Below are 13,603 nucleotides of genomic sequence, written 5' to 3' on the forward strand. Positions count from 1 at the left end.
TTTGTTCATTATAGCATAGTTGCAATTGTTTCCAAAGATAAGGGGAAAACTTTTCGTTGAATACGTTTACGTCACGAGAATGTAAAAAGTGAGCTAACGAATGTATCTTTTTAGGTGTACAATGGAACATGGACTTTATACAAAGGTGGTTTTTTTATGTTTCAAAAAATAGCAAAGGAATGTTTAGCAGGATTTACTGTTGCGATTGTTGCGTTACCACTTGCGATTGCATTTGGTATTGCCGCGACAGGAACGTCTGAGGGAGCGCTTGTTGGATTGTATGGTGCGATTTTTGCAGGTTTATTCGCAGCGTTATTTGGCGGGACACCTGGGCAAGTAACAGGGCCAACTGGACCAATTACCGTTATTGCAACAGGAGTTATTGCGACGCACGGGTTAGAGGCAAGTTTTATTGCCTTTATGATGGCAGGGTTATTTCAAATTTTATTCGGTGTATGTAAGCTCGGTTCTTACGTTCGATATATTCCGTATCCTGTCGTTTCGGGATTTATGAATGGTATTGCATTAATCATTATTTTAGGCGAAATAAAGCACGTACAAAATAGTTTTTTACTTGTTGTGTTAACGATTATTGTAATGATTGTTTCTGGTAAATGGATTAAGGCGATTCCGTCTAGTTTAGTAGCACTAGTCGGTGTGACAGCTTTGCTTCCTTTATTTTCTTCCTTATTCGAAGGACTTACAGTAAAGTTACCGATTATCGGAAATCTTTCACTAAATAAAGTAATTGAAAAGATTGGAACCATTCCAGAAGCGATGCCTACGCTTCATATTCCATCTTTAAGTGGAACAGGAATAGCAGCACTTATTTTGCCAGCGCTTAGTATTGCTTTATTAGGATCGATTGACTCGTTGTTAACATCGGTCGTAATGGATAATGTGACAGGTACACGTCATAAAAGTAATAAAGAACTGGTCGGACAAGGTATCGGTAATATGATGAGCGGATTGTTTGGCGGATTAGCAGGTGCAGGTGCGACTGTAAGGTCTATCGTGAATATAAGAAGTGGCGGTAAAACGGCACTTTCGGCATGTATGCATAGTGTTATCTTATTTATTTTTATTATGGGTCTTGGTTCGGTCGTACAATATATTCCACTTGCTGTATTATCAGGTATTTTAATTTTAACTGGTATTGGAATGTTCGATTGGGGAAGCATGAAAAAGATGCATGTCGCTCCTAAAGGTGATGTCGTTGTTATGCTCGTAACGATGATTGTAACGGTGAAGTTCGATTTAATGATTGCTGTTGCATTCGGTATTATTCTTTCGTTCATCATATATATGGTGAAATGTAAAGAACGCAAAACTTCTATCGTAAAAGAAAAAGAAGAAACGTACACAATTCAAGGACCGCTCTCTTTCCTATCAGTAGATCGTATTTTCTCTACTTTACAAGATGTGAAGTCACCGGTTGTTTTACGTATGAAAGATGTGCGTTATATGGATGTATCAGGAGCTATGGCATTATTAAATTTTGTTGAGCAATCAAATAAAGTAGGAGCAAGTGTAAAGCTTGAGCAAGTACATCCGAGTATTGAAAAAACAATCGCAGTAATGGCAAGCGATGAACAGAAAGAGCAATTGAAAATTTTAAGTGTTTAGATGGTAATTAGAATATCTCACAATCTTACATAAATTATAATGTAGAGTTGTGGGATATTTTTATAATGTTTTTAGTAATATGTATCGCAGTGATAAAGAGGAAGGGCTCTTTTTGCGTAACAGAAACGGTTATAGTGTGTACACATATAATGGAAGGAATTAGAAAAAATATTGTGAAGAGACAGGCTTAAATGGGTTCTCTTTTCTATTTTGAAAAAAAAACCAAGTATTCAACCTATAATAAATTTGTTATGATAACCAATGGGATAAAGTGAATTCCTATCGTTTAAAACAATATGTTTGAGAGTATATGTATAAAAGAAAAGAGAAAAAATATGAATAAAACATTTGTAAAAGGAGCAGCAATTTTAACCATTACAACTTTTTTGTCGAAATTGCTGGGTAGTTTTTTTCAAATTCCATTACAAAATATTGCAGGAGATGAAGTGCTCGGTATTTTCCGCCTTGTTTTTCCTGTATATATGATTGCTCTTACATTATCGGTAGCCGGAGTTCCACTTGCAATTTCGAAACTAATTGCAGAGTTGAACGAAAAAAATAAGCAAAAGGAAATTGCGAAATTATTTAAATCAGCGTCAATTATTGGGATAGCATTTGGCGTTTTCGGCTGTTTAGTCATTGTATTATTTTCTATTGAAATTGCAAATATGCTTGGTGGACAAGAAACTAGAATGCCGTTGCTTATTACTTCATTAGCGTTACTCATTGCGCCATACATGGCGGTGTATAGAGGGTATTTTCAAGGTTTCGGTGATATGAAACCAACAGGGGTATCACAGGTCATTGAGCAATTTGTACGTGTGTTTTTTATGTTAATAATTGCTTACATACTAGTATCATGGGATAAGAGTAATACTATTATTACTAGTGGTGCGATGGTTGGCTCTTTTCTTGGAGTCATTAGTTCGCTTATATATTTGCGTATAAAATATAATAGAAGTCCATACTACAATAAAAGCAATTCCTATTCGCTCCGAGATTTAAGAGAAAACGGCAAAAAGATATTGCGGGTATCGATCCCAATCGCTATTGGAGCTTTATCAATGCCACTTTTAAATTTAGTAGACTCGCTTACAATACCGCATGTATTACAAGGATCATCAACAGAAATTCAAGAACAATTTGGAATATACAGTCGCGGTTTTGCATTCACGCAAATAATTGTTATTTTTGCAAGCGCAATTGTATTTCCGTTAATACCACTCTTAACTTCCGCATTGGCTAAAAGAGATATAAATTTGGCGAAAATAACAATTCAAAATACAAATCGACTAGCGCATGTTTTGACAGCACCGTTAACAATATGGTTGATGGCATTAACAGTACCGTTAAATGTCGGATTGTTCACAGATGTAAAAGGCAGTAGTATGTTAACAGTTATGATTGGCAGTTCGTATTTTACTGCGGTTATGGTATTATCAATAGGTGTTTTACAGGGCATTAACCGTTCTGCACAAGCTGCATGGATTGTTATTGGTGCGAGTTGTGTGAAAGTCGTGTTAAACATAATGTTCGTGCAGAAGTTTGGCATAGATGGAGCGGCGTTTAGTACATTAATTACTTACGTATTGATTTGTATTGTAAATCATTTGTATATTCGAAGCTATATTGCCTATTCTATTCATTTAAAAAGCTTTTTTGGTGTGCTAGCAATAGCATGTATTTTGGGACTAGGATTGTATGAATTATGTAATGTGATAAATATTACATCTTCAAGAATTATGACGTTATTATTCAGTGGTATAGCATTAAGTATTACAACCATTTTGTATGGTGTATGTGCTTTGAAATTAAAATGGATATCAATAAACAAAATACCATTTTTAAAAAGATAAATATAGAAATTTAATTTTTTATTATAATTCATATGAACTGATAAAGAGGAAACTATGTAGGGTATCAAGTGTTTAGGTAAGGAATGGGTACTAGTTTATGTTAGATGAAATAAACGGTTACCTAGTTTTGGAGGAGATTTAGGGTGCGTTTAGTCTTATCAGGATATTATGGTTTTTATAATGTTGGAGACGAGGCGATTCTACAATCAATTATTGAATCGTTAAGTAAAGAGAACCCGGATATAGAACTAGTAGTACTATCAAATGATTCTAAATATACAAAGGAAATGTATGGTGTAGAATCGGTAGATCGCTGGGATATAAAAGCTGTTTATCATGCAATCAAAAACAGTGATGGAGTTATTAGCGGTGGCGGGAGCCTTCTTCAAGATCAGACAAGTACGAAGAGTATTCTATATTATACGGGTATTATGGGACTCGCTCGATTATTAAAAAAGCCGTATTATATTTATTCACAAGGAATAGGTCCAATTACAAAAGGATATAATCGTCTATTAGTAAAATGGAACTTGGCAAAAGCTTCCTATGTATCAGTTCGAGATGAGGATTCGTTTTTATATTTAAAAGAACTTGGCATAAAAAACGATATTGAAATTGTTCCAGACCCTGTTTTAACATGGAAACGGACAAAACAATCGGATTGGTTGCAAAAGCATTCGATACATGGAAAAGTAATTGCGGTTAGTGTGCGTTATTGGAATGCAAAAGAAGATTATATAAAAAAATTAGCTGCGGCATTAAAAAAATTAAAGCAAGAAGGATACCAAATTCTATTTGTTCCAATGCATGAGCCATTTGATCAAAAAGCTTCGCGTGAAGTAGTAGACTTAATGGGAGAAGAGACGTATATGCTTCCATATAAAATGGATATCGACGAGAAAATATTCATTTTATCACAATGTTCATTACTAATTGGTATGCGTCTTCATGCACTAGTTTTTTCTGCTGTAGCCAAAACTCCAATGGTCGGGATTTCATACGATCCGAAAATTGATTCGTTTTTAAGTCAAGTGAATCAGCCAGTTATAGGAAGTGTGGATGGCGAATGGAGTGCTGAATATTTATATGAAATTGCGAAAAAGCAATTAATGCAACAAGGAACTGTGCAGCAAGAGTTACAATTGACAATAGATGAGCTTCGGTTGCAAGGCAAACAGGCAACAAAGAAACTCATTGATCATATGGAAAAAGGCACTTTATTAAAAAAGTAAAGTGTCTTTTCTTTTGTTTTGAATGTAATGAAAATTCAAATTAAAAAACGTTTTATTTTAATTCCTATTTATTATGCTAAAATGATTGTGATTATTATATAATCAAATTTGTGATAATAAATTCGTAGATTACGAGGAGGATAACCTTGAAGACTTTTTCAAAAGGTATAACAGCAGTGGCATTAACGGGATCATTACTTTTAACTCCTATTTCAAGTTATGCGGCAAATGATGATATTACAGGACATATGTTTGAGACGAATATGCGCTCACTTATTACTAAAGGAGTTTTAATGGGATATGGAGACAATGTATATGCGCCTGATAAATTAGTAACAAGAGCAGAGTTTGCTACATTCATAGCAAGGGCTTTAAATTTACCGAAAGCTGATTCGAATTTCGAGGATGTGCCGAAGACTTACGGTTTATATGATGGTGTAAGTAGAGCATATGGAGCGAAAATTATTAATGGTCGTACGAACGAGACATTCTCACCAAATGATGTGATTACACGTGAAGAAATGTCGATAATGGTAAAGCGAGCGTTAGACTATAAAAATATTAAAGTAGCTGTAAGTCCGCTTACCTTTACTGATAAAGATAGTATTAACTATAAAGAGCATGTACAAGTTATGGTGGCTACTCAAATTATTAAAGGGTATCCAGAAGATAATACATTTAGACCACATTTATCAGCTACAAGAGGGATGGCTTCAGCTATGTTGGATCGCATGCTTCAGACGATTGAAAAAAACGGAAATAGCAATCCTGTAGAAACTAAGAAATATGTTGTGACAAATGTAAGAGAAAACGGAACAGAGCAAGAAGTAGAGCGCTATAATACGTATAAAGAAGCGGTTACGGCTGCTCAAAATAAAGGTATGAATGCGGTAAAATATGAGAACGAATTTTTATGGATTAAAGATGGTTTTGCAAGTGCGAAAAGAATAACTGGGCAAAACATCATTAATATTTATGATGAGAATTTGTCAACAGTATATACGTATATTCAGTATGGAACAGAATTGAAAGTGTTAGAAGTTGGCGAAGATCGTGTGAAAGTTCAACTTTCTGGTTTGACAGGTTATGTGAAGAAGAATGAAATCACTTTAATCCCTACAAATGAAATGAAACAGTCGTCTTATTATGTGAAATCAGATGGATATTTATACCATAAATATTATACATATAATACAAGTTCACCTGGATATACAGAATTTAGATATGGTGTGGCACCTTCTTTCATGAAGCAAGGACAGCAAATGTATAGTGTAGATGGAAAGACATTTGGAGACGAAACTTTCTATCAATATTTCAATTATTTATCATTACGTTCGAAAACAGATTATACAGCTGAACAACTAGATAGTTATGTGAAATCGATTAAGCCAGACTCTCCATTAATTGGTTTAGGAAAGAAATTTAAAGAAGTAGAAAGCAAGTATAATGTAAATGCATTATTCTTATATTCATTAGCAATTCATGAAAGTTATTATGGAACAAGCGCTCTTGCAAAAGACAAAAATAATTTATTTGGTTTAAAAGCAACAGACGATAGTCCATATGGTAACGGAGAAGCATTCAATTCAAAAGAAGATTGTATTGAACATGCAGCAAAATTATACATGAATGAAGGATATTTAAATCCAGGACATTGGCGTTATACAGCAACATATACAGGTGATAAAGCTGCTGGTTTAAATGCGAAATATGCATCTGATGCGAACTGGGGTAAAAAAGTAGCGGGGCATATGAACCGTTTTGATTCTTATTTAGGTAAAAAAGAATACAACAAGTACAAACTTGCACGTGTGATGAATAACGTGGAAGTGAAAAAGAATCCTAGTATATCAAATGAGCGACTGTATCGTTTAAATACAAATGTAGTTGTCACAGTTACTGGTGAAGAGATAATAAATGGAAAAGCGTGGGTTAAAGTTATTTCAGATAATCCTACTGTAACAGAAGCGTATATTGCAAAAGAAAGCTTAGAATACGTAAAACATTAATTAAATAAAAAAGAAGGTGCTACTAATATTTCGTAGCACCTTCTTTTTATTCAATTTCAAAATCAACAATGATATAAGCGAGTATAACAACGAAGAAAATACTAACGGCTGGTGCTGTTAATACGTGGCCAGACATAAAGCCAATGCCAAGTGATAGAACGAGTGTGCTCGCTAATAGCATATACTTTACTTTCATGATTTTCTTAAAGTTTGTGATCATGCGGATAAATAATTTAATACCAAAGTATAGAAGAGGTATTAAGTAAATAAGGAAACCGACAATTCCAAAGGCGAAAAATAGGTCATGGAAGTCCATTTCAATTAATTTAATTTTATCTGTGTAGTTACCAGCGTAACCCATTCCGAATAGTTTTTGTGAAAGCGGTGCGTCTTTATAGTATTGCTTGTATGTTTTTAAGAATTTGTCGCGATCACTGTAAATTAAACTTTTTACTTCAGAATCTGTAAGTTCACCTTTTGCATGTTTTTTTGCATCTTCTGGATCTGCTTTAATTACTTTTCCTTCTTTTCGATCTTTCTCTTCTTGTACTGATTTTTTGTATTCGTATATTTGCATGTGAATGCCCATATTTTTTGCGATAGGAGTATGCGGTGTAAGAGCAATTAAACCTCCTAGTATAACTGCGACAACAACGGTATTTACAATATGTGTGAATCCTTTTTCTTCTTTTTTACGATTTATCATATATTCAATGAATGAGAAGAAAAGTGCTACGCCTAATGTAATAACAATTGCGCCATATCCGACTTTCGTTCCCACCATAATACTTGCATACATCGCAAGTATTGTTGGAATCCAGTAATATATTTTCGAGAAAGAAGTTGTTTTATGAATCGAATATAAGACAATGATTGGGAACATAATGGCGAAAAGAGAACTTAAATCATTTCCAGCGAAGAACCAACCTCTTGAACCGATTTTTGAGTGAGGATAGCTTGGAAAATCCGTTCCAGTTTGCATTGCGACAATCATTGTAATGCTTAAAATTAAAGTTGCATATAAGAAATATGTAATGATTTTATGGAATACATACTCTTTATTTTTTAGTTCTTTAAAGGCGATAATATATCCAAACAGTAGCACAATTGGATATACGCTCTTTAAGATGAATTTAACTTCTTCTCCAAATGAAACTGGAGATTTAACCATCATATTATTTACAAGACCGATTGCGAGTGCGATCCCGAGTAAGCACAAATAGAGGATGTACTTTTTCGCATCTTGTTGTTTGTGATGAAGAAGTAGGTACCCTAATGCAAGAAGCATAAAGGCGAAACGGACTACAACTCCAACTGTTGCGCTCATGTGTAGTATATAGATTGAAAAAGATGTTAATAAATCTAAAATTGGTTGAAACACAATGAATAGCAATAGGAAATGTGGGAAGTAGTTATCCGTTTGTTTCAACTTATTAACCATATGTTCCTCCAGTTCTTCATTCCTTTATTACAACACCCAAAAGATGGGTATAAAGCCTTTTTTACATAGTAAGGCGAATGAATTTCAATATTTGTTTTTTTATCCTGCTATTTGCCGGGCAGTAAGACCCCGCCTCAAAATACAATACAGCGGAAGCAAAGAAGTTAGGTGGGGGCGGGCTGCCCGTAAAAGCCCGATTGGTGAGGACTAATAATCAGTGGGGGATGAACACCCCCCATTGATTAAAGTCTCACTTTATCAAACTTAAGAATACACCATTTCATTGTAATGGTAAATAGATGAAAAGCATGGATAAACCGACTTTAATTTCTATATTTTTCAACGGAATTGTATGTTTTATACGGTATATGTACAAATTGTGAGATTGTTAGACAGAAAATTGAGAAAAAGAAGGATTTTTCAGTGGTTTTCTATAATTATATAAGTATAATCTTTATGGAGAAAAGAGGGGTATATATAATGGAAATAACAAGTAAAACAGAATCTGTCGTTGTGAAATATGAAGGGCACGTTGCAACGGTTATGGTCAACCGCCCAGAGGTGTTAAATGCGTTAGATGAGCCGACCTTAAAAGAGTTATTACAAAAGTTGAAAGAAGTAGCGGAAAGTTCTGCGCATATCGTTGTGTTATGCGGGAACGGTCGTGGTTTTTCTGCGGGTGGGGATATTAAATCGATGCTTTCAAGTAATGATGAAAGTAAGTTTGATGGTATTATGAATACCATTTCTGAAGTTGTCGTGACATTATATACGATGCCAAAGCTTGTTATTAGTGCAATTCATGGACCAACTGCAGGTCTTGGATTAAGTATTGCGTTAACAGCTGATTATGTAATGGCGGATATATCATCTGTTATTGCAATGAACTTTATTGGAATCGCTTTAATTCCAGATGGAGGCGGTCATTTCTTCCTTCAAAAGCGCGTCGGTGAAAATATGACGAAGCAAATTATTTGGGAAGGCAAGAAATTATCAGCGACAGAAGCGCTTGATATCGGCTTAATTGATGAAGTAATCGGCGAAGATTTCCAAACGGCTGTGAAGCAGAAGATTAATGAATGGTCACAAAAACCGATTAAAGCAATGATTCAAACGAAGCAAATTTTGTGTGAAGTAAATCGCTCTAATTTAGAGCAAACATTGCAATTAGAAAAGCGTGGTCAATATGCAATGAGACAAACAGCGGATCATAAAGAAGGTATTGCTGCGTTTTTAGAGAAACGTTTACCAGCATTTAAAGGGGAATAAAGTTTGTCCATTCCTCACTGATTATTAGCTCGTTAATTCGGGATAAAGGGGAGAAAGTGCTAACACATTTTAGTATAATTGTGTTAGCACTTTTTTTTAGGAGTAATACATGAAGAGAATGATTGGTGTTATCACTATTATTTTGCTTACATATTCTGCTTTGCATAGTACACCATCTTTGGCAGTTCGGACTGCGTTATTTTTTGAGGGACATCCAAGTGTTGCATTTTCTGACGGGGTGACGAAAGAAAAAGATGTGAAAAAAGAAGCGATTCCAGATGAGTATCAAACTCTATATGGTAAGGACGAAGACTTAGAGCACTATTTCTTTCCACATGTAAGAGCACATGGATCAGGAATTGATATGTTAAGTGCATGCGTGAAGAAAAAATGGTTTTTCTATAAAGCAGAGCTCGGATGTTATTAAATATAGGAGGATGAATGATGTCAGCATATAACAAGTTAGTCAGAGATCGTGTTCCAGAGAAGATTTTAATGTCTGGAAAAACATATACAGCACAAAAATTAACAGGTCAAGCCTACATACAAGCTTTAGCGAAAATTGGAACGGAAGAAATTCGTGAATTTGCTTCTATGAAAGAACGCGAACATGCACTAGATTCTCTTGCAGATGCGCTAGAGGTTATCATTTCATTAGCACGTGCAGAAGGTGCATCGATTGAAGATGTGGAACGCCTTCGTAAGCAAAAAGAGATAGAGCGCGGTGGATTTGAAAGAGGTATTTATTTATTAGATGTTTCAGAAGAATAGTTTTATAGGAAAAGCATAGCGTTACTGAGTAACGCTATGCTTTCTTGTTGTAATGAAGCTAATAATGAAGAAGATAGCTGTTAATATCCAGCCGATTGTAATAGAAGTAGTAGTATGAATGGCATAAGAGATTTGTAAACAAAATAATGATGCTAAAAACCAAATGAGTGCAATGTGTATATATTTTTTTGATATATTCATATTTCAGGACTCCTTTTGTATACTAAAAAGAATTTTACTACAATTTAGAAAATTTAGTTATATAAGTAGAGGTTTTCTGGCGAATTTTGTATACTGAATAGTAGAGAAAATGAGGAGGAAACGACAATGGCACACCATACGAAAGAAACGATGGAACTGATTAAGGAGCTTGTCTCTATTCCGAGTCCATCTGGAAATACAGCAAAAATTATTAATTTCATTGAAAACTATGTCAGTGAGTGGAACGTAGAAACGAAACGTAATAATAAGGGAGCTCTTATTTTAACGGTAAAAGGGAAGAATGATGCGCAGCACCGCTTATTAACGGCACACGTTGATACGTTAGGTGCGATGGTGAAAGAAATTAAGCCTGATGGTCGCCTGAGTCTTTCTATGATTGGTGGATTTCGCTGGAACTCTGTAGAAGGGGAATATTGCGAAATTGAAACATCAAGTGGCAAGACGTATACAGGAACGATTTTAATGCATCAAACATCTGTACATGTATATAAAGATGCAGGTGAAGCAAAACGCGATGAGAAAAATATTGAAGTTCGTATTGATGAGCGCGTATTTTCAGCTGATGAAGTACGCGAATTAGGAATTGAAGTAGGAGACTTCGTTTCATTTGATCCGCGCGTTCAAATTACAGAGAGTGGATACATAAAATCACGTCATTTAGATGACAAAGTAAGTGTTGCAATTTTATTAAAATTAATTAAAAGATTACAAGATGAAAACATAACATTACCATATACGACGCATTTCTTAATTTCTAATAATGAAGAGATTGGATACGGTGGTAACTCTAACATTCCAGAAGAAACTGTTGAATACTTAGCAGTTGATATGGGAGCGTTAGGTGATGGACAAGCATCTGATGAATATACAGTATCTATTTGTGCAAAAGACTCTAGCGGCCCGTATCATTATGCACTGCGCAAACATTTAGTAGAGCTTGCGAAAACGAATCATATTGAATATAAAGTAGATATTTATCCGTACTACGGATCTGATGCATCAGCTGCGATTCGCGCGGGATTTGATGTGAAACATGCGTTAATTGGAGCGGGTATTGATTCTTCCCACGCATTTGAACGTACGCATGAAAGTTCTATTGCGCATACAGAAGCATTAGTGTATGCATATGTAATGTCTAATTTAATTGAAGAATAATTTCATAGATAATAGAGAGCTGATTAAAGATATTATTCTTAATCAGCTTTTTATTTGGCAAAGCGATTGGGAGACATGTCCTAATCGCTTTTTTATCCCGCTATTTGCCGGGCAGTAAGACTCCTACCTCAAAATTCAGCGAAAGCAAAAAAGTTAGATTGGTGAGGGCTGATTAAAGTTTTTTATATACATTCATTATAAGTTATATATATGCGATTTTTGTTATACGGCCGGAAACGTATTTACTATAGATATATAATGTTATACACTATGAAAGGAATTAATTAATAGTTAATATTTTTTAGTTAGCTTGATTAAAAAAATGAATGAATATGAAGTTTTGAGAGGAGATTTATTTTTCATGAAGTACAAAGCAATAGCCGCAGGTTTATTAGCAGCAAATTTACTAGCACATCCAATTAGTAGTTTAGCAGAAACGAAGAAATTTCCTGATGTTTCAGATAGTGCGTGGTCAAAAGACGCAATTTATTATTTAGTAGAGAGAAATGTAATTAACGGTATGCCAGATGGTAACTTTATGCCATACGGAAATTTAACACGTGCTCAGGCAGCAAAGATTATCGCAACAGCAATTGGTGCTAAAGTAGATCCAAATGCAAAGCCGTCTTATAATGATGCAAAAAATAGTTGGGCAGCTTCATTTATTGCAGCCATGGAAAAAGAGAATATTATTAAAGGGCGAGAACCAGGAGTATTTGATCCTGAAGGAAAAGTAACTCGTGCTGAAATGGCAGCTATGCTTGTAAGAGCATATAATCTGAAAAGCAAAGTAACAGGACCAGTTCCTACAAAATTTGCTGATTTAGAGAATCATTGGGGTAAAGAAGAAGTTAATATTTTAGTAGAATTAAAACTTTCGTTAGGTACAGAGGATGGCTGGAAACCGAATGATTCTATTACGCGTGAACAAGCAGCTCAACTTACTGCGCAAACAGATAAATTTAGCAAGAATAGTGATCGTCCAGTAGAAACAAAGAAAATGTACATAGATAGAAAATTCATTACATATCACGCACCATCATTAAGTTCTGGGATTAGTGCAAATCAGCATAATCCACAAATGGTTGAAATTAAAGAAGAACGAGATGGATGGATCAAAATTGCAACAAGTAACGGTGATAAATGGACACCTTTAGTAGAGAAAACAGAAGTTATTAATGAAGGATTCACTACTTATGCAGAAGCTTCTTCTTCTTCAAAAGTAATGGGAACACATAACGCACAACAAGTAACTGTTATTGAAGAGAACGGCAGCTGGATTCGTATCCGCATGGGCGCTGGTTTCCAATGGGTTAATAAAAATCAATTAAATCCAGTGAAGCAAGGTAACTTCTTAGAAGGAAAAGCGATTATCATTGATCCAGGTCATGGTGGAGCGGATTCAGGTAATCCAGGTTATTATGAGAAAGAAAGTGAAACTGTATTAGATGTATCACTACGATTACAGAAAATATTTGAGAAAAAGACACCATTTACTGTGTTATTCACTCGTACAGATGATACACGTCCAGGAACAAGTGCTTCTGATTCTTTAAAGAAACGTGTAGAATTTGCTCAAAAAAATAATGGGGATATTTTTGTAAGTATTCATGGTAATGGCACGGAAGAGAAAAATGGACAAGGTACAGAAACGTTCTACTATGAATCAGCGACAGCAAGAGGAACAAATCCTAACGTATCAGAAAGTCGTTTACTAGCAGAAAAAATTCAAGAGCGTCTTGTAGATGCACTGGGAACAAAAGATCGTGGTGTGAAAAAAGGCGATTTATACGTAATTAGAGAAAATACAATGCCAGCTGTATTAGCAGAATTAGCATTTGTAGATAATAAAAGTGATGCAGATAAAATAGCTACACCAGCGCAGAGACAAAGTGCAGCGGAAGCTATTTATCAAGGTATTTTAGATTACTATGAAGAAATGGGTAACAACGTGTCTTCTTTCCGTTAATAAATAATAAGAGATTGCCATTGGCAGTCTCTTTTATTTATTAACGTTTCTCT

The 13,603-nt window shown here is 34.9% G+C and carries 11 protein-coding genes; 9 read left to right on the plus strand and 2 right to left on the minus strand.

Annotated features, from left to right (window positions below; translation table 11 throughout):
* Window positions 1-156 precede the first annotated feature (156 nt).
* The 4 genes from DN399_RS04565 to DN399_RS04580 all read left to right on the plus strand — a co-directional run bounded on the left by DN399_RS04565 (window position 157) and on the right by DN399_RS04580 (window position 6,723).
* Window positions 157-1,626 (plus strand): SulP family inorganic anion transporter, encoded by a 1,470-nt coding sequence (locus tag DN399_RS04565; RefSeq protein ID WP_098291323.1) that lies wholly within the window; start codon window positions 157-159, stop codon window positions 1,624-1,626.
* A 335-nt stretch (window positions 1,627-1,961) separates the two neighbouring features.
* Window positions 1,962-3,482, plus strand: coding sequence for a putative polysaccharide biosynthesis protein (locus DN399_RS04570; protein ID WP_149149351.1), 1,521 nt, complete (start codon window positions 1,962-1,964; stop codon window positions 3,480-3,482).
* A gap of 143 nt (window positions 3,483-3,625) precedes the next feature.
* The gene (gene csaB, locus DN399_RS04575) at window positions 3,626-4,714 is read left to right on the plus strand and encodes a polysaccharide pyruvyl transferase CsaB (protein ID WP_016121968.1); all 1,089 of its coding nucleotides are present in this window, start codon (window positions 3,626-3,628) and stop codon (window positions 4,712-4,714) included.
* A 146-nt stretch (window positions 4,715-4,860) separates the two neighbouring features.
* Window positions 4,861-6,723, plus strand: a complete 1,863-nt coding sequence (locus tag DN399_RS04580; protein WP_000847506.1) for an S-layer homology domain-containing protein — start codon at window positions 4,861-4,863, stop codon at window positions 6,721-6,723.
* Window positions 6,724-6,769: 46 nt separating this feature from the next.
* Here the strand turns inward: DN399_RS04580 and DN399_RS04585 are convergent, their stop codons facing one another.
* Window positions 6,770-8,164 (minus strand): O-antigen ligase family protein, encoded by a 1,395-nt coding sequence (locus tag DN399_RS04585; protein ID WP_084065404.1) that lies wholly within the window; start codon window positions 8,162-8,164, stop codon window positions 6,770-6,772.
* A 456-nt stretch (window positions 8,165-8,620) separates the two neighbouring features.
* Here DN399_RS04585 and DN399_RS04595 point away from each other — a divergent pair, with 456 nt between their 5' ends.
* The 3 genes from DN399_RS04595 (at window position 8,621) to DN399_RS04605 (ending at window position 10,204) form a co-directional block, all read left to right on the plus strand.
* A complete protein-coding gene (locus DN399_RS04595; protein ID WP_001999174.1) occupies window positions 8,621-9,433 on the plus strand; it encodes an enoyl-CoA hydratase in 813 nt (270 codons plus the stop codon).
* Between the two features lie 109 nt (window positions 9,434-9,542).
* Window positions 9,543-9,860, plus strand: a complete 318-nt coding sequence (locus tag DN399_RS04600; RefSeq protein WP_000827122.1) for a hypothetical protein — start codon at window positions 9,543-9,545, stop codon at window positions 9,858-9,860.
* Between the two features lie 17 nt (window positions 9,861-9,877).
* Window positions 9,878-10,204, plus strand: a complete 327-nt coding sequence (locus tag DN399_RS04605) for a nucleoside triphosphate pyrophosphohydrolase (protein WP_001277350.1) — start codon at window positions 9,878-9,880, stop codon at window positions 10,202-10,204.
* 21 nt (window positions 10,205-10,225) lie between these two features.
* Here DN399_RS04605 and DN399_RS04610 read toward each other — a convergent pair whose 3' ends face one another.
* The gene (locus DN399_RS04610) at window positions 10,226-10,405 is read right to left on the minus strand and encodes a hypothetical protein (protein WP_149149352.1); all 180 of its coding nucleotides are present in this window, start codon (window positions 10,403-10,405) and stop codon (window positions 10,226-10,228) included.
* A 126-nt stretch (window positions 10,406-10,531) separates the two neighbouring features.
* Here DN399_RS04610 and DN399_RS04615 point away from each other — a divergent pair, with 126 nt between their 5' ends.
* Together DN399_RS04615 and DN399_RS04620 are read left to right on the plus strand one after the other, a co-directional pair.
* Complete coding sequence (locus DN399_RS04615) at window positions 10,532-11,581, plus strand: M42 family metallopeptidase (RefSeq protein WP_000930084.1); 1,050 nt, start codon at window positions 10,532-10,534, stop codon at window positions 11,579-11,581.
* A 361-nt stretch (window positions 11,582-11,942) separates the two neighbouring features.
* Window positions 11,943-13,550, plus strand: coding sequence for an N-acetylmuramoyl-L-alanine amidase (locus DN399_RS04620; protein WP_086388826.1), 1,608 nt, complete (start codon window positions 11,943-11,945; stop codon window positions 13,548-13,550).
* The last annotated feature ends 53 nt before the right edge of the window (window positions 13,551-13,603 follow it).

Origin of the sequence: Bacillus sp. AR4-2, from assembly GCF_008274865.1 — a bacterium.
In the GTDB taxonomy this organism is placed as follows: domain Bacteria; phylum Bacillota; class Bacilli; order Bacillales; family Bacillaceae_G; genus Bacillus_A; species Bacillus_A cereus.

Excerpts from the sequence above, each read along its gene's own strand:
- DN399_RS04565 (WP_098291323.1), top strand. The coding sequence starts at position 157 with ATGTTTCAAAAAATAGCAAAGGAATGTTTAGCAGGATTTACTGTTGCG.
- DN399_RS04570 (WP_149149351.1), top strand. The coding sequence starts at position 1,962 with ATGAATAAAACATTTGTAAAAGGAGCAGCAATTTTAACCATTACAACT.
- DN399_RS04585 (WP_084065404.1), bottom strand. The coding sequence starts at position 8,164 with ATGGTTAATAAGTTGAAACAAACGGATAACTACTTCCCACATTTCCTA.
- DN399_RS04595 (WP_001999174.1), top strand. The coding sequence starts at position 8,621 with ATGGAGAAAAGAGGGGTATATATAATGGAAATAACAAGTAAAACAGAA.
- DN399_RS04600 (WP_000827122.1), top strand. The coding sequence starts at position 9,543 with ATGAAGAGAATGATTGGTGTTATCACTATTATTTTGCTTACATATTCT.
- DN399_RS04605 (WP_001277350.1), top strand. The coding sequence starts at position 9,878 with ATGTCAGCATATAACAAGTTAGTCAGAGATCGTGTTCCAGAGAAGATT.
- DN399_RS04610 (WP_149149352.1), bottom strand. The coding sequence starts at position 10,405 with ATGAATATATCAAAAAAATATATACACATTGCACTCATTTGGTTTTTA.
- DN399_RS04615 (WP_000930084.1), top strand. The coding sequence starts at position 10,532 with ATGGCACACCATACGAAAGAAACGATGGAACTGATTAAGGAGCTTGTC.
- DN399_RS04620 (WP_086388826.1), top strand. The coding sequence starts at position 11,943 with ATGAAGTACAAAGCAATAGCCGCAGGTTTATTAGCAGCAAATTTACTA.